Source organism: Candidatus Palauibacter soopunensis, assembly GCF_947581735.1.
GTDB classification, from domain to species: Bacteria; Gemmatimonadota; Gemmatimonadetes; order Palauibacterales; family Palauibacteraceae; genus Palauibacter; species Palauibacter soopunensis.
In genome coordinates this window covers 1-20,504 of record NZ_CANPVT010000054.1, presented here as the reverse complement: position 1 = coordinate 20,504, position 20,504 = coordinate 1, and the positions used below count along the sequence as shown (strand labels likewise).

Genomic DNA, 20,504 nt, shown 5'->3' with positions numbered 1-20,504 from the left:
GCTGCGATCAGGCGAGATCGTAGCGGTCGAGGTTCATCACCTTGTTCCAGGCGCCGACGAAGTCGTGTATGAACGCCTCCTGCCCGTCGTCGCACCCGTAGACTTCCGCGAGCGCCCGGAGTTCGGAGTTCGAGCCGAACACCAGGTCCACCTCGGTGGCGGTCCACCGGATGTCGCCGGCCGCGTCGCGGCCCTCGAAGGCGCCATCGGATGACGCCCGCCACTCCGTGCTCATGTCGAGCAGGTTCACGAAGAAGTCGTTCGTCAGCGCTCCGGGCCGGTCCGTGAACACGCCGTGCGCGGACCCTCCGGTGTTCGCGTTGAGGACGCGCATGCCGCCGACCAGCGCGGTCATCTCGGGCGCGGTCAACGTGAGCAGGCAGGCCCGCTCCACGAGCTGCCCGGCCGCGGACGCTCCGTTTCCGGCCTTCGCGTAGTTGCGGAACCCGTCCGCCGCGGGCTCGAGCACGGCGAACGACTCCGCGTCCGTCCACTCCTCCGACGCGTCCGTGCGCCCCGGCGCGAACGGCACCTGCACGTCGTGCCCGGCATCGCGCGCCGCCTGCTCGACGCCCGCGCACCCGGCGAGGACGATGAGGTCGGCGAGGGAGACCCGCTTGCCTCCGCTCTGCGCGGCGTTGAACTCCGCCTGGATCCCTTCCAGCGTTTGCAGCGCCCCTGCAAGTTTGGCCGGATCGTTCGCCTCCCAGTCCTTTTGCGGCGCCAGGCGGACGCGGGCGCCGTTCGCGCCGCCGCGCTTGTCGGTGCCGCGGAACGAGGCCGCCGACGCCCAGGCCGTCGCGACCAGCCGGGAAACCGACAGGCCGGAAGCGAGGACCCGGGCCTTGAGATCTGCGACATCCTGCTCATCGATCAGCTCGTGGTCGACAGCGGGCACGGGATCCTGCCACAACTGCGGCTCCGCCGGGACCAGCGGTCCGAGATACCGGCTGCGCGGCCCCATGTCGCGGTGGAGCAGTTTGAACCACGCCTTGGCGAAGGCGTCCGCGAGGTCTGCCGGGTTCTCGAGGAAGCGCTTCGAGATCGGCGCGTACACGGGATCCTCGCGCAGGGAGAGGTCCGTCGTGAGCATCATCGGGGCGTGCTTCTTCGACGGGTCGTGCGCGTCCGGCACGGTGGCCACTTCGGAAGCGTTGACCGGCGTGTACTGCGACTTGCCCGCGGGGCTCTTCGTCAGCTCCCACTCGTGGTCGTGCAGGTTCTCCATGAAGTTGTTGTCCCACCGCGTGGGCTCGGTCGTCCAGGCGCCTTCCAGGCCGCTCGTGATCGTGTCGCCGGCCTTCCCGCTGCCGTAGCTGCTGTGCCAGCCGAAGCCCTGTGCCTCGAGGTCGGCGCCCTCCGGCTCGGTACCGACGTGGGATTCGGGGCCGGCGCCGTGCGCCTTGCCGAAGGTGTGGCCGCCGGCGATGAGCGCGACCGTCTCCTCATCGTTCATCGCCATGCGGGCGAAGGTCGTGCGGATGAACTTCGCCGCCGCCGCGGGGTCCGGGTGCCCGCCCGGCCCCTCCGGGTTCACGTAGATGAGCCCCATGTGGTCGGCGCCGAGCCCTTCCTGCAGTTCCCCTTCCTCGTTGTGGCGTTCGTCCCCGAGCCACTCGGTTTCCGATCCCCAGTCCGTCTCGTCGGCCTCCCACACGTCCGGGCGGCCGAAGGCGAAGCCGAACGTCCGGAACCCCATCGACTCCAGCGCGCAGTTGCCCGCGAAGATGATGAGATCGGCCCACGACAGGTTGCGGCCGTACTTCTGCTTCACCGGCCACAGCAGGCGGCGCGCCTTGTCCAGGTTCCCGTTGTCCGGCCAGCTGTTCAGCGGCGCGAAGCGCTGGTAGCCCGAGCCGCCGCCGCCGCGGCCGTCCGTGATGCGGTACGTGCCCGCGGCATGCCACGTCATGCGGATGAAGAGCGGCCCGTAGTGGCCGTAGTCCGCCGGCCACCAGTCCTGCGAGGTCGTCATCACCTCCTCGACGTCCCGCTTCAGTTCCTCGACGTCGACGTTCTTGAACGCCTCGGAGTAGTTGAAGTCCCCGCCCATCGGGTCCGACGCGGGCGAGTTCTGCCGAAGGGCCTTCAGGCTCAGCTGATTCGGCCACCAGGTTTCATTCGTCGTCATGGGATTCTCCAGATGGTCAATCGTCAGGTTCTCTCAGGGTGTCCGGGCAACAGCTTCGGCCCGGAGGCGGCCGAGCGTCAAGAAATCCGCCGGCGCCTCGTCGTGGACCGCACCGTCCTCCAGGCGGAAGGTACATTCGCCTGAGTCCGGCGTCCGAACGATATTCTACCCATGGGCCTCTTACAGCGATCATCGGAACCCGACGTCGTTCCAATGCGAGGGCGCAATGCCGGAACGCCGCTCGACCTCGATCTGATCCGGGGGCAGGCGGCGAACCGCAGCGCGATCGAGCGCCGGGCCGCCACGCTGGGGAAGCGCCGCAGCATCAAGAAGGAGTGGCAGGCCGCCTGGCTCCTCCGCGCCGTGACGATGATCGACCTCACGACGCTCGCCGGCGACGACACCCCGGGGCGGGTGGCTCGCCTCGCCGCCAAGGCCCGCCAGCCCGTACGTCCCGACCTCCTCCGCGCGCTGGGGGCGGAAGATCTCGGCCTCCGGGTGGCCTCCGTCTGTGTGTATCCGACGATGGTTCCCGCCGTCGTGGAAGCGCTCGCCGGCGACGACATCCCGGTGTGCGCGGTCGCCGCCGGCTTTCCCGCCGGGCTCACGCCGTTCGCGCAGCGGGTCGAGGAGATCCACGAAGCGGTCGAGGCCGGGGCGCGCGAGATCGACATCGTCATCACCCGCCGCAACGTGCTCACCGGCGACTGGGAGGCGCTGTACGACGAGGTCCGCGCCTTCCGCGAGGCCTGCGGCGACGCCCACCTGAAGACGATCATGGCCACGGGTGAACTCGGGAGCCTGCGCAACGTCGCCCGCGCGAGCTGGACCTGCATGATGGCCGGAGCCGACTTCATCAAGACTTCGACCGGCAAGGAGAAGGTCAACGCGACGCTCCCGGTCGGACTCGTGATGGCGCGCGCGATCCGCGCCTACCGGCAACTCTCCGGCTTCCAGGTGGGGCTGAAGCCGGCCGGCGGCGTCGGGAAGGCGAAGCAGGCGCTGGAGTGGCTGATTCTCGTGAAGGAAGAACTGGGCGGGACATGGCTCGACCGGTCGCTGTTCCGCTTCGGCGCGAGTTCGCTGCTCGCGGACATCGAACGCCAGTTGGAGCACCGGGCGACGGGGCGGTATTCCGCCTACCACCGGCACCCGCTGGGGTGAGGGTCGGGTTGAGAGGGGGTTGAGGGAGATGCCGAAGATCGCGGAACTGTTCGAGACGATGGAGTACGGTCCCGCTCCGGAGGTCGCGGACGAGGCGCGCGCGTGGATCGAGGAACGGGGTCCCCGCTTCGGGCACTACTTCGGCGGTGCCTGGCGCGAACCTGCGGACGGCGAGTTCTTCGCGACCTTCGATCCGAGCAACGAAGAGCCACTGGGCGAGATCGCGCAGGGCAGCCCCGGCGATGTGGACCGCGCCGTGGCGGCGGCACGGGCGGCCCAGGCGACCTGGCGGGATCTCGGGGGACACGGCCGGGCGCGCTACCTGTACGCGATCGCCCGTCACCTGCAGAAGCACTCCCGGCTCTTCGCGACGCTCGAGACGCTCGACAACGGGAAGCCCATCCGCGAATCGCGCGACATCGACATTCCGCTCGTCGCGCGGCACTTCTATCACCATGCGGGCTGGGCCCAGCTCATGGACGCCGAACTCGCCGACTGCGAGCCGCTTGGCGTCGCGGGCCAGATCATCCCCTGGAACTTCCCGCTGCTCATGCTCGCGTGGAAGATCGCGCCCGCTCTCGCGACCGGGAACACCGTCGTCCTCAAGCCCGCCGAGTTCACGTCGCTGACCGCGCTCCGGTTCGCGGAACTCTGCCACGAGATCGACCTTCCGCCGGGCGTCGTGAACATCGTGACCGGGGATGGCCACACGGGCGCCGCGATCGTCGAACATCCGGACGTCGACAAGATCGCCTTTACGGGCTCGACGGAGGTCGGACGCCTCATCCGCGAGACGACGGCGGGGACCGGCAAGAAGATCTCGCTGGAACTCGGCGGGAAATCGCCCTTCCTCGTTTTCGACGACGCGGACCTCGACAGCGTGGTCGAGGGCGTCGTCGACGCGATCTGGTTCAACCAGGGCCAGGTGTGCTGCGCCGGCTCCCGGATCCTTGCCCACGAAGGGATCGCCGACGCGCTCGCCGACCGCCTGCGCGCCCGCATGGAGACGCTCCGCATGGGGGCTCCGCTCGACAAGGGCGTCGACATCGGAGCGATCATCGCGCCGGTGCAGTTGAAGAAGATCGAGTCGCTCGTCGAAGAGGGACGCGAGGAGGGCGCCACGATCTGGCAGCCTTCCTGGAGCGTCCCCCGGGACGGCTGGTTCTACCCGCCGACCCTGTGCACCGACGTGTCGCCGGCCGCGCGGATCGCCCAGGTCGAGATCTTCGGTCCCGTCGTGGTTCAGATGACGTTCCGCACCCCCGCGGAGGCGGTCGCGCTCGCGAACAACACGCGCTACGGCCTCGCGGCGAGCGTATGGACCGAAAACGTGAACCTCGCCCTCGACATCGCCTCGCAGATCAAGGCCGGGACGGTGTGGATCAACTGCACGAACGTGTTCGATGCCGCCTCGGGGTTCGGCGGCTATCGTGAAAGCGGGTTCGGGCGCGAGGGCGGCCGGGAAGGGCTCTGGGAGTATGTCCGCCGGCACCCCGCGCCGGCGGGGCCGGACCCCGGTGAGGAGGAATCGCAGACGGCGAAGCGCGACGAGCGGGGAGACGCCCGCAAGAAGGCCGACGCCCCCGCGCGGCTGCCCGCGGTCGACCGGACGGCGAAGCTCTACATCGGTGGCCGGCAGGCGCGGCCGGACGGCGGCTACAGCCTCGAGGTCCAGGACCACCAGGGCCGCGCCGCGGGGGAAGTCGCCCGCGGAAACCGGAAGGACGCGCGCAACGCGGTGGAGGCGGCACTCACCACGGACTGGGCGCGTACGACGGCCCACCTGAGGGCGCAGATCCTGTACTACGCGGGCGAAAACCTCGACGCGCGCCGGGGGGCCTTCGAGGACCGGCTGTGCGCGCTCACGGGCTGCGATGAGCGGGCGGCGGCGCGCGAGGTGGAAGCGTCCGTGCGGCGCCTCTTCACCTGGGCGGCGTGGGCGGACAAGTGGGATGGGGCCGTCCACCGGACCCCCTTCCGCAACGTCACCCTCGCCATGCCCGAGCCGCTGGGCGTGATGGCGGTGATCTGCCCGCGGGAACCTGCGCTGCTCGGTTTCATCTCCAGCGTGATCCCACCCGTTGCCCTCGGGAATTCCGTCGTTGCCGTCGCCTCGGAGCGTTGGCCTCTCCTGGCCACCGACTTCTACCAGGTGCTCGAGACCTCGGACGTGCCGGCAGGGGTCGTCAACATCCTTACGGGCCTCGAGGAGGAACTGCGGCCCACCCTCGCCGGCCATGATGCGGTGGATGGGATGTGGTACTTCGGGGCGGACGACGGGGCCGCCGACGTGGAGCGCCGCTCCGCCTCCAATCTGAAGCGCACCTGGACGAAGGCCGCTCGGGGGCCGGATTGGTTCGGTCCCGGCGGCGAGGGGCGCGAGTTCCTCCGGCGCGCCTCCCAGATCAAGAACATCTGGGTCCCGTACGGGGAGTAGCCTTCAGTCGGGGGAACGGTCTCCGGGATCGGCCCAGTGATCCAGGGGACCGCGGCCGGAGCCGAGGCCCGGCGCGGCCGCGATGGCGGCGCGCGTGAAGGCGAGTCCCCGCTCGATCGCCGGCTCGAGAGTGAGCTCCGAGGCCAGCCCCGCCGCGATCGCGGCCGAGAGCGTGCAGCCGGTCCCATGGGTTTCCGTCGTCCGGATGCGGGGGGTCCGCCACGCGCGCTCGCGGTTTCCGTCCCGGAACAGGTCGACGACTTCTTCGCCGTCCAGGTGCCCGCCCTTGACGAGCACGGCCCCGGCTCCCCGCGCGAGGATGGCGCTCGCCGCCGCGGACATGTCGGCTTCGGTGCTCACGGTCCGTCCGGCGAGGATCTCGGCCTCGGGCACGTTCGGCGTGACGAGGGTGGCGATAGGCAGAAGTTCCTCCAGGATGGCGGACACTGCGGCCGGGTCGAGGAGCCGGTCGCCGCTCGTCGCCACCATCACCGGGTCGACCACGAGCGGTGCCTCGAAGCCGTGCAGGCTCGCGACGACGGCCCGCACGATTCCCGCGTTGGCGAGCATCCCCGTCTTCGCGGCTCCCGGCGACAGATCCGCCCGGACCGATTCGATCTGGCGCCGCACGAGCGGCGGGTCGAGCGCCTGTACCGCCTGGACGCCGAGGGTGTTCTGCGCCGTGACGGCGGTGACCGCGCTCGTTCCGAACACGCCGAACGCGTGAAAGGTCTTCAGGTCGGCCTGGATGCCGGCTCCGCCCCCCGAATCGCTTCCCGCGATCGTGAGAGCCGTCGCCCGCGCCGCTTTCTTCGGGTTCACGCTCGACTCCGCTCAGGTCCGCATAGATCCGCACCGGTCGACCGGTTCGCTCCCGCTCCGTGCGCCGCGATGACAGCGCGTTGAGCCGCAGCATAAAATAAGGGCATGCCGACGCGCGCGGAGATCAAGGCCTGGCGGTCGCTGCACCGCGGAAGGGGACGCCGGGAAACCGGGTGTTTTCTGGCCGAGGGGCGGCGGCTCGTCGGCGAGATGCTCGAGTGGCCGGGCCGCACGGTTGCCGTGCTCCACGCCGATGCGGCGGGGGACGAGCCGGAGCTGGAGGCGCTGCTCGCGCGCGCGGTCACGCTGGGCGTGCGCACGGAGGCGGTGCCCGAAGCGACCATTCAAACGCTGGCGGATGCCGCCACGCCCCAGCCCGTCCTCGCGATCGGCGAGGTGCCGGCGTACGGCTGGGACGATGTGGCCGACGGCGCGATCGTGCTCCTCGACGGCGTGCAGGATCCGGGCAACGTCGGTACCCTCGTGCGCACCGCGCTCGCGCTGGAGGCGGCCGCGGTGGTCGGCGTCGGGGAGACCGCCGATCCCTGGGGGCCGAAAGCGCTACGGGCCTCGGCGGGAGCTTCGTTTCGCGGCCCCGTCTTTCGCACGGACACCCGGGACGCCGTGGAGCGGCTCGCCGGGCGGAGGATCCCGATCTGGGTCGCCGCGGCCGATGCTCCGCCGCTCGCGGAACCGCCCGCCGGACCGGTTGCACTCGCGCTGGGGAGCGAGGCTCACGGCGTCTCCCCGTCGCTCCGCGCCGCCGCAGCCCGCGTCGTCTCCGTGCCGCTCGCCCGCGGCGTGGAGTCGCTGAACGTGGCGTCGGCCGGCGCGATCCTGCTCGACCGGCTGCGGACGGGGCGCCCGCTTGGCTGACCCCGCGATCATCGGGGTCGCGGTGCTGCTCGGTGCGGCCGTGGGCTCCTTCCTCAACGTGTGCGTCACCCGCATGCCCACCGGAGACAGCGTCCTGCGTCCGCGCAGCCGTTGCCCGTCGTGCCACGCGCCGATCCGCTGGCGCGACAACCTCCCCGTCCTCTCCTGGATCTTCCTGCGGGCACGGTGTCGCGACTGCGGCGGCCGCATCTCCTGGCGCTACCCGGCGATCGAACTGGCAGCGGCCCTCGCCTGGGGCGGCATGGCCTGGCTGTATAGCGCATCGGTCGCCGCCCTCACCGGTGCAGTCCTGTTCACTCTCCTCCTCGCGATCGCGGTCATCGACGCACGCCACTACGTCATCCCCGATACCCTCTCACTCGGCGGGTGCGCCGCGGGCCTCGCCCTTTCGGCACTCCCGGGATCGACCCCGCCGCTCGCGGCGATCACCGGAGCCGTGCTCGGGTTCGGGCTTCTCTACCTGGTCGGGTGGCTGGGCGAGAAGGCGCTCCGGAAGCCGGCGCTCGGCGGCGGCGATGTGAAAATGATGGCGATGGTGGGGGCCTTCCTCGGCCCCGGCGGCGCCTTGCTCACGATCTTCCTGGGCTCGCTCGCCGGGTCCCTCGTCTACGGTCCCGTCTCACTCCGGGACGGGAAAGCCCGTGCCGTTCGGGACCTTCCTCGCGCTCGGCGCGACCGTCGCATTCCTGTTCGGAGAGCCGCTGTTCGACTGGTATCTGCGCTCGCCTGCCGCAGGCCCGGTCGCGGGGCTGACGCAGGCACCGCACTAGCAGCCCGTGGCAAAGCCGTCGGTCAGCGCCGGGAGTGGTGAGGCGCCCGCCTAGCCCCGGCGAATCCGGGCGCGCGTTACGTGCGTGTCGGTGCTCGCGACAACCTGTATCCGCACGTCGCCGTGCTCAACCACTTCTCCCGCCGCGGGCACCCGGCCGAGCTCGTCGAGGAGGAAGCCGTTCAGCGACCGGTACTCGGCCACCGGGAACGAGGTCCCGAAGAAGTCGTTGATCTCCCGCAGCTCGGCGCCGCCGTCCACGGCGATCTCGTTCCGTCTCAGCCGGATGATGGGCTCGGTCGGCAGATCGGTTTCGTCCACGATATCGCCGACCAGTTCCTCGAGGATGTCCTCGAGCGTCACGAGTCCGTCGAGCCCGCCGTGCTCATCCACGACGAGCCCCATGTGTACGCGGCGCGCCCGGAATTGCTCGAGCAGTTCGATGAGAGTGATCGTATCCGGCACGAAGTAGGGTTCGCGCGCGATGCTCGAGAGCGTCACGTCCTGCCGGCCGCCGAGCAGCGCGCGGTACGCCTCGGTGCGGTACAGCACGCCGGTCACGTCATCGAGCGATTCGCCATACACGGGGATCCGGCTGAAGCGCACGTCGGCGAGTTCGTCCGCGATGTCTCCGAGGCTGCGCGAGTCCTCCCAGGCGAGGATCTCGACCCGTGGGGTCATGATCTCCCTTGCGCGCAGGCGGTCCAGCGTGAACACGCGGTCGATGAACTGGCGCTCGTGCGCTTCGATGTCGCCCGACTGGTGCCCGAGGCGCGCCATGGAGCGGATCTCCGACTCGCTCACGTGCGTCCCGCCGCCGGAGTCGGGCAGCACCCATCGCGCCAGCCATTCGAGCGGGAGGACGACCGGCAGGAGCAGGCGCCCCAGGCCCGCAAGGAACGGGGCGGCCAACAGCGACAGCCGGTCCGCGTTGCGCGCCGCGAAGCTCCGCGGCGTGATCTCTCCGAAGCAGAGGATGAGGAGGGTCATGACGCCCGTGGCGAGCCCCACCCCCGCGGAGCCCAACAGTTCCGTCGCCGTATGGGTCGCGACCGCCGCGGCCCCGATGTTGGCGACGTTGTTCCCGATCATGATGATGATGAGCAGGCGCTCGGGGTTTCGCTTCAGCTTCTCGAGTGCGCGCGCGCCCGGACGCCCGTCGCGCACGAGGGCCCTGACCCGGGGTTCCGCGAGCGAAAAGAACGCGATCTCGGCGCCGGAGAAGAACCCGGAGAGGATGAGAAGGAAGATGAGCAGCGCGAAGGTGCCGGTCATGGACGGGGCACTCCCGCCGGAGCCTCACGGCCCGCCCGAACTGTGGGCCAGCGCTGCGTACTGTCGGTTTCGTCCAACGTCTACCAGCTACGGCTGTGTTCGATCAACTCCGCGACGATGTCGTCCGCGGTCTTCCCTTCGGCCTCCGCCTCGAAACCCGGAACCACCCGGTGCCGGAGCACGGCGGGCGCAACCGCCCGTACGTCGTCGAGATTGGGGGCGGGACGGCCATCGAGCGCCGCCCGCGCCTTCGCCGCCAGCACCGTATGCTGCGAGGCCCGCGGCCCGGCGCCCCAGCTCACCATCCGGCGCACGAATTCCGGCGAGGATGCTTCGCGCGGCCGGGTGGCACGCGCCAGCCGCACCGCGTAGCCGACCACCGATTCCGAGGCAGGAACTCTCTGCACGAGCGCCTGGTACTCGAGGAGCTGGCCCGCGGTCACGACGGGGTTCACCTGGGCGGGCGGTCCGCTCGCCGCCATGTCCGCGATGACCGACTCCTCCTCCGCCGTCGGATACCCGATCCGAAGCTCGAACATGAAGCGGTCGAGCTGGGCCTCGGGAAGGGGATACGTTCCCTCCTGCTCGATCGGGTTCTGCGTCGCGAGGACGAAGAACGGGCGGCCGAGCGGGAACGTCTCGCTGCCGACCGTGACCTCCCCCTCCTGCATCGCCTGCAGAAGGGCGGCCTGCGTCTTGGGCGGCGTCCGGTTGATCTCGTCCGCCAGGATCACATCCGCAAAGATCGGCCCCCGGACGAAGGTGAAACGGCGCTCCCCCGTGCGCTGGTCATCCTGGAGCACCTCCGTCCCGGTGATGTCGGACGGCATGAGGTCCGGCGTGAACTGGATCCGGCTGAATTCCAGGTGCAGAGCTTCGGCGAGCGTCGAGACGAGCAGCGTCTTCGCGAGGCCGGGGACGCCGACCAGGAGCGCATGCCCGTCGGCGAGCAGCGTGATGAGCAGCTTCTCGACGATCTCCCGCTGCCCGATGATCCGCTTCCCGACTTCCTCCTCGATCCGGAGCCGAGTGTGACCCAGTTCCTCGAGCAGCCGAACGTCATCCGTCTCGACCTTTCGACCGGCTTCCAAGACTCAATCGGCTCCAGGCGTGAGGGGGGCCGCGGGAATGCGAGACCCGGGCGTCGGCGAGGCCATTTCGGAGTTGACCAGAGGCCTTCAATATGGTGGCAGCAACCTAGGCCTTCAGCGCCCAGCGTCAAGCGAAACCGGCATTGCGAAATTTTTCACAAGCGGACAGATTGGGCTTGGGAAATTTTTCACAAGCGGTCGGCGCGGGGCTCCCGGACGGAGATGTCTCCCCATGCCGAATCCACATCCCGGTTCGACGAACCGGCCGAAACCTGAGGAACCCGAGGGGCATGTCGGCCGCCTTCACGCGAAGGCGGCGGGCACGGAATTCGCGAGTCTCGGCATCGCGATGGGTCTTGCGATCGCGCTCCTTGCGGTCGGCGGCAACTGGCTCGACGACCGTCTCGGGACCGCGCCGCTCTTCGTCCTCCTCGGCGTGTTCGCGGGGTTCGCGGGGGGCTGCTACAGCATGTACGGCAGGCTGGCGGCACGGCGCGAAAGCTCCGCGGCCGATGAGACCGACCGGGAGACGGATCGCAGGAAGTGAAGGATGTTCCCACCGGCTGGATGCGGCGTACGCCGACCTATGCGCTGGCCACATTGGGGCTGGCGGTGGCGGCTGCCGCGTGGTTGCGGGATGGCGAGCGCACGTGGGGGATCGCGGCGGCCTGGCTGATTCAGGTGGTCGCGGTCTGGCCGCTGAACCGGGCGCTCCTGGCGGGACGGCGGGCGACCCGGCCCTGGCTGAGCGGGATCGGCCTCCGGATGGGAGGGCTCGTCGTGACGGGCGGACTCGCATGGACGGGATCGGCGACGCCCGACCTGCCCATCGCCTACGGACTCGCCATGCTGGTGCTGTTGTGGACGGAAGCCTTGTGGCTCGCGCTCGCGCGCGCGAAGACCAAGAAGACCAACTCGACACGGAACGCACGACCGGATGAACCGGGTGCTCGATAGATCGATGGCCTCCCTGCGGAGTCTTGCGGAGCGGGTGCAGGAGCACGCCGCCCCCGCGGCTGCGGCTGCCCAGGAACACCACGGCGAAGCCGCCGCGGCGGGCGAGCACGCCGAGGAGTGGGGCACCGAAGTCATGATGCACCACGTCGTGGACTCGAACATCTGGGAGTTCGGACCCTTCGGCCAGATCCATCTCCCCGAGTTTCCGGCCTTCAATATCGGCGGCCTCGAGATCGACCTTTCGATCACGAAACACGTGCTGTTCCTGATGTTCGCGGCCATCCTCACGATCGTGACGATGTTCATCGCCGCGCGCTCGACCGAGCGGCTGGAGCGGGGCGAGAAGGCGCCCGGAGGTCTCCTCAACGGGATCGAAGCCTTCTATCTGTACCTGAGAGATGACATCGTGATGGCCAACATTGGCCGCGGGGGAGAGAGGTTCGTCCCCCTCGTCATCACCTTCTTCTTCTTCATCCTCTACGCGAACCTGCTCGGCCTGATCCCCTTCGGCGCGACGGCGACGGGGAACATCATGGTCACGGCCGCGCTCGCGATCATCGCGCTCGTCGTGATCGAGACCGCGGGGTTCATCGCCCTCGGCCCGCTGGGCTACGCGAAGACCGTGTTCTTCCTCCCGCCCGGGTTGCCCGGGCCGCTGAAGCCGGTCACCCTGCTCATCATGGCGCCGGTCGAACTGATCGCGAAGTTCTCGAAGATCATGGCGCTCGCGATCCGGCTCTTCGCCAACATGACGGCGGGACACTTCGTCATCCTCGCCTTCATGGGCCTCATCCTCACCTACGGCTCGATGGTCGGTCAGGGATTGTTCGGAACGACGGTCGGCGCCGTGACGATTCTGGGGTCCATGGGCCTCGCGCTGTTCGTGATGATGCTGGAGATCTTCATCGCGCTTCTTCAGGCGTACATCTTCGCGATGCTGGTCTCGGTGTTCATCGGATTGATTCGCCACGCGCACTGACCCGGAGGGGTCCGCGGGCAACTTCCGCGCCGGGGAGGCGCGGACGGAACGGGGGGTGTCGTTCGAACCCCCGACTGAGAAAGGAAACTGGAGCAAACGATGCTGAACATGTTGACGCTGCTGCAGGGCATGTCGACGGGAGACGGCCTCGCGGTCGGTCTCGCCATTGTCGGGGGCGGGCTCTCCGTGCTCGGTGCCGGTATCGGAATCGGTCTCATCGGCGGGCGCATGACGGAAGCGATGGCCCGCCAGCCCGACGAGGCGCAGACCATCCAGACCGGCGCGATCGTACTCGCCGTGTTCATCGAAGGTGTGGCGCTGTTCGGACTCGTGATCGCCGGCTTCATCCGCGGCGGCCTCTGATGCGTCTCGCCGGTCTCGGCGCGCTCTGGGCCCTCGCGGCGCCGGCGAAGCTGGCCGCCCAGGCGGAGACGGGGATCTTCTCGCTCAATCTGGGGCTCGTGGTGTGGACCTGGATTCTGTTCGTGGTCACGCTCCTCGTCCTGGCGAAATGGGTCTTCCCGCTCATCGCGGGCGGACTCGAGCAAAGGCACGCGAAGATCCAGGGCGCGATCGACGATGCCCTCTCCGCGCGCGATGAGGCGAAGGGGCTGCTCTCGCAGCAGGAGGCCGCGCTGGAAGCGGCGCGCGGCGAGGCTCGCGAGATGCTGGAGAACGCCCGACAGCATGCCGACGGCCTCCGAAAGGAGATGCTGGAGGAGGCGCGGGCGCAGCAGGCGCAGATGCTCGAGGACGCGCGCCGCGAGATCGGACACGAACGGGACCTGCTGCGCGAGGAGATCCGGCGGGATGCCGTGGATCTCGCGCTGGCGGCCTCCGAGCGGCTGATCCGGACGCGGCTGGACGCCGAGGAAAACCGGCGTCTCGTCCACGAGTTCGTGTCGGACGTCTAGCGGAGCGATGAGCGCGTCGGCGGTGGCCCGCAACTACGCGGCGACTCTGTTCGAACTCGCGGCGCGGGACGGGAAGGAGGCGGAGTACGGGCGGCTGATCGAGGAGATCGGCGACCTGTACGCGAATGTCCCGGACTTCCAGCGTTTCCTGGAAGTGCCCGCCGTGTCGCTGTTCGAGAAGAAGGAGGCGATCCAGGCGGCCCTCTCCGGGAGGGCGCCGGACCTCTTCGTCCGCTTCCTGCTCGTCATCCTGGATCGCCACCGGCAGCGGGCCCTCCCGGGGATCGCGCGCGCCTACCGCGATCTTCTCGACGAGAAGGCGGGACGGATCCGCGCCACGGTGACGCTGCCCTTCGAGGCGGATGACCGCGTCCGCGACGAAGTGGTGTCGGCGCTGGAGCGGCGCTTCGAGCGGGAGGTCGTACCCGAGTTCCACGAGGACCCGAAGATTCTGGGCGGCGTGATCATCCGCGTCGGCGACGAGTTGCTGGACGCCTCGCTGCGGCGGCAACTCGAGCAGATGCGGCGCGAGCTGTACTGAGCCGCCGGTAACAAAAAACAGAGAAGAGAAGACGATGACAGGTTTCGACAGCTCCCTTCGAGCGAGCGAGATCAAGAAGGCCCTGCTCGAGCAGATCGACCGCTACGAGGAGGAACTCCGGGTCGAGGAAGTGGGCGAGGTCCTCGAGGTGAAGGACGGCGTGGCCCGCATCTGGGGTCTCTCCACGTGCGTCGCCAACGAGATGCTGGAGATCACTTCCCGCGACACCGGGGTCTCCGTGATCGGCCTCGCCTCGAACCTCGAGGAAGACAACATCGGCGCCGTGATCCTCGGCGATTACCTGGCCCTCAAGGAAGGAGATCCGGTGCGCCGCACCGGTCGCGTCCTCTCCGTGCCCGTCGGTCCGGATATTCTCGGCCGCGTCGTGGACACGCTGGGGCAGCCGCGCGATGGCCGCGGTCCGATCGAGACCGTGACCTACATGAAGGTCGACCGGAAGGCGCCGGGCATCGTGTACCGCCAGCCGGTGAACGAGCCGCTGCAGACGGGCCTCAAGGCGATCGACTCCATGATTCCGATCGGCCGCGGCCAGCGGGAGTTGATCATCGGGGACCGGGGCACGGGCAAGACGGCCGTGGCGATCGACGCGATCATCAACCAGAAGGGCGAGGACGTCGTCTGCGTCTACTGCGCGATCGGGCAGAAGGGCTCGACGGTCGCCGGCATCGTCGAACGGCTCCGCGAGGAGGGCGCGCTCGACTACACGGTCGTCGTGGCCGCGAACGCGTCGGAGCCCGCGCCGATGCAGTTCATGGCCCCCTACGCCGCGTGCGCGATCGGCGAGTACTTCATGTACGAGGAAGGGAAGGCCGTCCTCGTCATCTACGACGACCTCACGAAGCAGGCGGATGCCTACCGCGAGGCGTCGCTCATCCTGCGGCGTCCCCCGGGCCGGGAGGCGTACCCCGGCGACGTCTTCTATCTGCACAGCCGCCTGCTCGAGCGGGCGGCCAAGATCAGCAACGATCCGGAAGCGATCGCCGGCCACCCGGACATCAGGAAACCCGGCGGTTCGCTGACCGCGCTCCCGATCATCCAGACGGCAGCCGGCGACGTGTCCGCCTACATCCCGACGAACGTCATCTCGATCACCGACGGCCAGATCTTCCTCGAAACCGACCTCTTCTACTCGGGCGTGCGCCCGGCCGTGAACGTGGGGATCTCGGTCTCGCGCGTGGGCGGAAACGCGCAGATCAAGGCGATGAAGAAGGTGGCGGGACGCCTGCGGCTGGACCTGGCGCAGTTCCGTGAGATCGAGGCTTTCGCGCAGTTCGGCACGGAACTGGACGCCGCGACGCAGCGGCAGCTGGACCGGGGCCGGCGCACCGTCGAGATCCTGAAGCAGGGCCAGTACGAGCCGATGCCGGTCGAGGAGCAGGTGATGGTGATCTTCGCGGCCACCCAGGGGTTCCTCGACGACATGGACGTGTCGCGCATTCGCGGCTGGGAAGTCGGATTCCTCGAATACATGGGCACGAATCATCCGGAAGTCGGCGAAGCGATCCGTGACGAGAGGGTGATGTCCGACGAGACGGAGGCGGCCCTCCGCAAGGCGATCGAGTCCTACTCGGACACCTTCGTCCACGACGGCGCCTCCCGAGAGGACGCTGCGGAAGCCGCGGCATGAGCAAGTCGAGGGACATCTATCGGCGGATGAAATCCGTCGACAGCACGAAGAAGATCACGCGCACCATGGAGATGGTCGCGACCGCCAAGCTCGCGCAGGCGCAGGGGCGGGTGATCCGCGCGCGTCCCTACTCGGCGGAACTCAGGGACATGATCGCGCGCCTCGCCACGCCGGACCTGGCGGAGTCGCAGCCGCTGCTGCGCCAGCCCGCGCGCATCGAGCGGGCCGCGCTCGTGCTCGTGACCAGCAATCGCGGGCTGTGCGGCGCCTTCAACGCGAATCTCATCCGAACCGCGCAGGCGCAACTCCGCGAGCTGGAGGAGGCGGGAGCCGAGGTGGAGTTCCACGTCTACGGCAACAAGGGGATCTCCTATTTCCGCTTTCGGGGCGTCGAGATGGCGCTGACTCGCAACGATCTGGGGGATCCTCCGGCGGTGGACGATGCGCGGAGTCTGATCGACGATCTGGCCGCCCGCTTCGTGGCCGGCGAACTCGACGCGGTGCGGCTCGTCTTCGCGGAATTCCGGAACATGGTGAGCACGCCCCCTTCGGTCCGGCAGGTTCTTCCGGTCGGCGTGGGCGAGGCACGCTCGGGCCCCCAGCCCTTCTATATCCTGGATCCGTCGGAGGAAGGAATCCTCGATCATCTCCTGCCGCTGTACGTGACGAACTCGACGTACAGCGCGCTCCTGGAGACGGCGGCAGCGGAGCAGGCCGCCCGCCGGACGGCGATGAAGTCGGCGACGGACAATGCCAATGACTTCCTCGACAACCTGCGGCGGACCTACAACCGCGCCCGCCAGGCCGAGATCACGAATCAGATCGCGGAGATCATCGGCGGCGCGGACGCGTTGGACGGATAACGGACGAACAGTGCACGGGGCGGCGGCGCCCCCGAGAACCGATAGCCATGAGGCTGACATATGTCTGAAGGATCGACCGAACGAGGCACCGGCAAGGTCGTGCAGGTCATCGGACCCACGATCGATGCGGAGTTCGAGCCCGAGCACTTGCCGGAGATCTACAACGCGCTCTCCCTGTCATGGAAGGACGATGACGGGACCGAGCACGATCTCGTATGCGAGGTGGCGCAGCACATCGGACGCAACCAGGTGCGCGCCGTCGCGATGGACGCGACGGACGGCGTGACGCGCGGGATGGAAGTCGTGGACACGGGACATCCCATCTCGGCGCCCGTCGGCGAGGCGTCGCTGGGCCGCATCCTCAACGTCCTCGGCGAGCCCGTGGACGAGATGGGTCCGGTCGAGGCGACGGAGCGGTGGCCGATTCACCGCAAGTCGCCCACCCTCCAGAACCTCGAACCGAAGACGGAGATCTTCGTCACCGGGATCAAGGTCGTGGATCTCATCGCGCCCTACGTGAAGGGCGGCAAGACGGGACTCTTCGGCGGGGCCGGCGTCGGCAAGACCGTCATCATCATGGAGCTCATCAACAACATCGCGCAGGAGCACGGCGGCCGCTCCGTCTTCTGCGGCGTGGGCGAGCGCACCCGCGAGGGGAATGACCTCTGGCTCGAGATGAAGGAGTCGGGCGTCATCGACTCGACCGCCCTCATCTACGGACAGATGAACGAGCCGCCGGGCGCCCGCCTGCGCGTGGGGCTCACCGGCCTCACCGTGGCGGAGTACTTCCGTGAGGTGGAAGGACTCGACGTCCTCCTCTTCATCGACAACATCTTCCGCTTCAGCCAGGCCGGGTCCGAGGTGTCCGCGCTCCTCGGCCGCATGCCGAGCGCGGTGGGGTACCAGCCGACGCTCGCCACGGAAATGGGCAACCTCCAGGAGCGGATCACGTCGACGACCCGGGGCTCGATCACCTCGGTGCAGGCGATCTACGTGCCGGCCGACGACCTCACGGACCCGGCGCCGGCCGCGGCCTTCACACACCTCGACTCCCAGACCGTCCTCTCGCGGCAGATCGCCGAACTCGGCATCTACCCGGCCGTGGACCCGCTCGACTCCAGCAGCCGCATCCTCAGCGCGCAGTTCCTGGGCGAGCGGCACTACCGCGTGGCGACCGCCGTGCAGCGTACGCTGCAGCGCTATAAGGACCTGCAGGACATCATCGCGATCCTCGGGATGGATGAACTCTCCGAGGAGGACAAGGTCATCGTGAACCGGGCCCGGCGGATCCAGAAGTTCCTGTCGCAGCCCTTCCACGTGGCCGAGCAGTTCACCGGCATCCCGGGTCGCTACGTTCCGCTGGAGACGACGATCGAGTCGTTCGAGCGGGTCGTCGAGGGCGAGTTCGACCACCTGCCGGAACAGGCGTTCTACATGGTCGGCGGGATCGAGGAAGCGATCGAGCAGGCGAAGAAGCTGGAGGCGGAGGCCGCATGACGACCGCGTCCGCCGAACGGCGACTGAGCGTCACGGTGATCTCGCCGTCGGCCGCCGCATTCTCGGGCGCCGCGACGTCGATCATCGCCCCCGCGCACGACGGCGAGCTGGGGATTCTGTACGGCCACGCCCCGATGGTCGTCCTGCTGGGCGAGGGCCTGCTTCGCATCCGCACGGACGACGGCCCGCGCCGTTTCCGCGTTGCGCGGGGCTTCCTGCAGGTCCTGGACAACACGGTCGCCGTCCTCGCCGAAGAGGTGGAGCCGGCGGCGGAGAACTGACCCGTCAGGGGTCTTCGGAAGGAGCTTGACGCTCCTCCGAACCGACCCTATTTTACCCGTCTTCCCCGCGGGCGCCCTGGGGCGTCTTGCGGGTCCGCTTTTTTGACAATTTGGTAGCGAGTGAGAGTGCTGGGCGCCGAGTGCGTCTGAGGTGCTTGATGCCGTCAACGAAGATGGATCAAGCAATCAAGGGCACAGGGTGGATGTCTAGGCACGGACTGGCGATGAAGGACGTGGCAAGCTGCGATAAGCCAGGGGTAGCTGCAAGCAAGCGTTAATCCCTGGATTTCCGAATGGGGAAACCCGGCCGGGGTGATGCCCGGTCATCCCTTCGCTGAATACATAGGCGATGGGAAGCGAACCGAGGGAACTGAAACATCTAAGTACCTCGAGGAAGAGAAAACAACCGTGATTCCCTCAGTAGCGGCGAGCGAACGGGGAAGAGCCCAAACCATGGAGGTGTCAAGGCGGCAGCCGTTGCTTCCGTGGGGTAGCAGGGTGGTTCGTGAGAGTCTGCCGGCTCTCGGAACGTCGCGCGGCGGTGAGTCGAATCCGTCTGGAAAGCCAAGCCATAGAGGGTGACAGCCCCGTAGGCGAAGCCGACGTCGCGATCTCTGGACCATTCCTGAGTAGGTCGGGACACGTGAAATCCCGATTGAATCCGGCAGGACCACCTGCCAAGGCTAAATACACGTCCGTGACCGATAGTGAACGAGTACCGTGAGGGAAAGATGAAAAGTACGCCGGGAGGCGGGTGAAACAGATCCTGAAACCGTGTGCCTACAAGCGGTGGGAGCTCGACCCTCTCTTCGTGAGAGACGTCGGGTGACCGCGTGCCTTTTGCATTATGATCCGGCGAGTTGTTCCTCAGTAGCGAGGTTAAGCCGTTCAGCGGCGGAGCCGAAGCGAAAGCGAGTCTTAACTGGGCGTAAAGTTGCTGGGGACAGACCCGAAACCAGAGTGATCTATCCATGGCCAGGTTGAAGCGAGGGTAATGCTTCGTGGAGGACCGAACCGTTGTGGGTTGAAAACTGCTCGGATGAGCTGTGGATAGGGGTGAAAGGCCAATCAAACCTGGAGATAGCTGGTTCTCCCCGAAAGATATTTAGGTATCGCCTCTGAGTGTAGACTGCGGGAGGTAGAGCACTGGAAGGGCTAGGGCCCTAAACCGGGTACCAACCCCTACTAAACTCCGAATGCCCGTTAGTTGGTCTCAGGGAGGAAGTGCACGTGCGATAATGTTCGTGCGCGAGAGGGAAAGAGCCCAGACCTTCAGCTAAGGTCCCCAAGTGCTAGCTAAGTGACAAAGGTGGTGGATTTGCGGAGACAACTGGGAGGTTGGCTTAGAAGCAGCCATCCTTGAAAGAGTGCGTAATAGCTCACCAGTCAAGCGGATCTGCGCCGATAATGGTCGGGACTCAAGTTAGCCACCGAAGCTAAGGCTGCGCGCATCTGCGCGCGGGGTAGGGGAGCGTTGCCTGAGCCGTGAAGCGGGGCCGGAAGGCTACCCGTGGAGCGCAGGCAAGTGAGAATGCCGGAATGAGTACGCGAGAAACAAGGTGAGAACCCTTGTCGCCGTAAGCCCAAGGTTTCCTGAGCCATGCCAATCAGCTCAGGGTTAGTCGGCCCCTAAGGTGAGGCCGAAAGGCGTAGCCGATGGAAAACGGGTCAACATTCCCGTACCACACGATACTGCGCTTGAGTCTGCGGAGGGACGCAGAGGTGAAAGGTCCGTCGTTTCCATGGACATGAACGATGTAAGGAGGTAGGCGTTTCCGGGTAGGCAAATCCGCCCGGTGAAGCCGAGATCCGATGCCGAAGAAGTCTTCGGACTTCGCTAAGGGACCGTAATCGTACTGCCAAGAAAAGCTTCGTGGACGAGGAGTACGTGTGACCGTACCGCAAACCGACACAGGTGGGCGAGGCGAGTAGCCTCAGGCGCTCGAGTGAGTCTTGGTTAAGGAACTCGGCAAAATGTCCCCGTAACTTAGGGAGAAGGGGAGCCGGCAGTAGGTGACCCTGCCTCGCGCAGGAGAGCCGAAACCGGCCGCAGAGAATCGGCCCAAGCGACTGTTTAGTAAAAACATAGGTGTCTGCAAAGTCGTCAAGACGACGTATAGGCACTGACGCCTGCCCGGTGCCGGAAGGTTAAATGGAAGGGTTAGCTTCGGCGAAGCTCTGAAATGAAGCCCCGGTAAACGGCGGCCGTAACTATAACGGTCCTAAGGTAGCGAAATT

General features: G+C 67.7%; 18 protein-coding genes and 1 rRNA gene. 15 read left to right on the top strand and 4 right to left on the bottom strand.

Features of this window, described 5'->3' with window-relative positions; genetic code table 11:
* Window positions 1-7 precede the first annotated feature (7 nt).
* Window positions 8-2,131, bottom strand: a complete 2,124-nt coding sequence (katG, locus tag RN901_RS14875; protein WP_310759089.1) for a catalase/peroxidase HPI — start codon at window positions 2,129-2,131, stop codon at window positions 8-10.
* 213 nt (window positions 2,132-2,344) lie between these two features.
* On the opposite strand from katG, the gene deoC reads away from it, so the two are divergent.
* Complete coding sequence (deoC, locus tag RN901_RS14870) at window positions 2,345-3,295, top strand: deoxyribose-phosphate aldolase (RefSeq protein ID WP_310759088.1); 951 nt, start codon at window positions 2,345-2,347, stop codon at window positions 3,293-3,295.
* Window positions 3,296-3,323: 28 nt separating this feature from the next.
* On the top strand, window positions 3,324-5,732 hold the full coding sequence (locus tag RN901_RS14865) for an aldehyde dehydrogenase family protein (protein WP_310759087.1): 2,409 nt from the start codon (window positions 3,324-3,326) through the stop codon (window positions 5,730-5,732).
* A 3-nt stretch (window positions 5,733-5,735) separates the two neighbouring features.
* On the opposite strand, the gene thiD is transcribed toward RN901_RS14865, so the two are convergent.
* A complete protein-coding gene (thiD, locus tag RN901_RS14860) occupies window positions 5,736-6,554 on the bottom strand; it encodes a bifunctional hydroxymethylpyrimidine kinase/phosphomethylpyrimidine kinase (RefSeq protein ID WP_310759086.1) in 819 nt (272 codons plus the stop codon).
* Window positions 6,555-6,659: 105 nt separating this feature from the next.
* Between thiD and RN901_RS14855 the strand changes: the two genes are divergently transcribed.
* Together RN901_RS14855 and RN901_RS14850 are read left to right on the top strand one after the other, a co-directional pair.
* Window positions 6,660-7,430 (top strand): RNA methyltransferase, encoded by a 771-nt coding sequence (locus tag RN901_RS14855; protein WP_310759085.1) that lies wholly within the window; start codon window positions 6,660-6,662, stop codon window positions 7,428-7,430.
* Window positions 7,423-8,262 (top strand): prepilin peptidase, encoded by an 840-nt coding sequence (locus tag RN901_RS14850; RefSeq protein ID WP_310759084.1) that lies wholly within the window; start codon window positions 7,423-7,425, stop codon window positions 8,260-8,262. The genes RN901_RS14855 and RN901_RS14850 overlap by 8 nt, the downstream gene beginning before the upstream one ends.
* A 9-nt stretch (window positions 8,263-8,271) precedes the next feature.
* On the opposite strand, the gene RN901_RS14845 is transcribed toward RN901_RS14850, so the two are convergent.
* On the bottom strand, window positions 8,272-9,495 hold the full coding sequence (locus RN901_RS14845) for a hemolysin family protein (RefSeq protein WP_310759083.1): 1,224 nt from the start codon (window positions 9,493-9,495) through the stop codon (window positions 8,272-8,274).
* Between the two features lie 80 nt (window positions 9,496-9,575).
* The gene (locus RN901_RS14840; protein ID WP_310759082.1) at window positions 9,576-10,586 is read right to left on the bottom strand and encodes a MoxR family ATPase; all 1,011 of its coding nucleotides are present in this window, start codon (window positions 10,584-10,586) and stop codon (window positions 9,576-9,578) included.
* Window positions 10,587-10,818: 232 nt separating this feature from the next.
* Between RN901_RS14840 and RN901_RS14835 the strand changes: the two genes are divergently transcribed.
* The 11 genes from RN901_RS14835 to RN901_RS14785 form a co-directional block, all read left to right on the top strand.
* Window positions 10,819-11,133: an AtpZ/AtpI family protein gene (locus tag RN901_RS14835; RefSeq protein ID WP_310759081.1), complete on the top strand. Its 315-nt coding sequence runs from the start codon at window positions 10,819-10,821 to the stop codon at window positions 11,131-11,133.
* Window positions 11,130-11,543, top strand: a complete 414-nt coding sequence (locus RN901_RS14830) for a hypothetical protein (RefSeq protein WP_310759080.1) — start codon at window positions 11,130-11,132, stop codon at window positions 11,541-11,543. Before RN901_RS14835 ends, RN901_RS14830 begins: the two co-directional genes overlap by 4 nt.
* Entirely contained in the window at window positions 11,533-12,522 is a 990-nt protein-coding gene (atpB, locus tag RN901_RS14825; protein WP_310759079.1) for a F0F1 ATP synthase subunit A, read from the top strand. Before RN901_RS14830 ends, atpB begins: the two co-directional genes overlap by 11 nt.
* A 108-nt stretch (window positions 12,523-12,630) precedes the next feature.
* Window positions 12,631-12,885, top strand: coding sequence for an ATP synthase F0 subunit C (locus tag RN901_RS14820; protein WP_345782407.1), 255 nt, complete (start codon window positions 12,631-12,633; stop codon window positions 12,883-12,885).
* Window positions 12,885-13,436: a F0F1 ATP synthase subunit B gene (gene atpF / locus RN901_RS14815; protein WP_310759077.1), complete on the top strand. Its 552-nt coding sequence runs from the start codon at window positions 12,885-12,887 to the stop codon at window positions 13,434-13,436. Before RN901_RS14820 ends, atpF begins: the two co-directional genes overlap by 1 nt.
* A 7-nt stretch (window positions 13,437-13,443) precedes the next feature.
* On the top strand, window positions 13,444-13,977 hold the full coding sequence (gene atpH, locus RN901_RS14810) for an ATP synthase F1 subunit delta (protein WP_310759076.1): 534 nt from the start codon (window positions 13,444-13,446) through the stop codon (window positions 13,975-13,977).
* Between the two features lie 34 nt (window positions 13,978-14,011).
* A complete protein-coding gene (atpA, locus tag RN901_RS14805; RefSeq protein ID WP_310759075.1) occupies window positions 14,012-15,625 on the top strand; it encodes a F0F1 ATP synthase subunit alpha in 1,614 nt (537 codons plus the stop codon).
* Entirely contained in the window at window positions 15,622-16,488 is an 867-nt protein-coding gene (gene atpG / locus RN901_RS14800; RefSeq protein ID WP_310759074.1) for an ATP synthase F1 subunit gamma, read from the top strand. The genes atpA and atpG overlap by 4 nt, the downstream gene beginning before the upstream one ends.
* A gap of 60 nt (window positions 16,489-16,548) precedes the next feature.
* Window positions 16,549-17,985 carry a F0F1 ATP synthase subunit beta gene (gene atpD, locus RN901_RS14795; protein ID WP_310759073.1) on the top strand — a complete coding sequence of 479 codons (1,437 nt, stop codon included), beginning with the start codon at window positions 16,549-16,551 and terminating at the stop codon, window positions 17,983-17,985.
* Window positions 17,982-18,266, top strand: coding sequence for a F0F1 ATP synthase subunit epsilon (locus tag RN901_RS14790; RefSeq protein WP_310759072.1), 285 nt, complete (start codon window positions 17,982-17,984; stop codon window positions 18,264-18,266). Before atpD ends, RN901_RS14790 begins: the two co-directional genes overlap by 4 nt.
* Before the next feature lie 176 nt (window positions 18,267-18,442).
* Window positions 18,443-20,504, top strand: a 23S ribosomal RNA gene (locus tag RN901_RS14785); the annotation flags it as partial.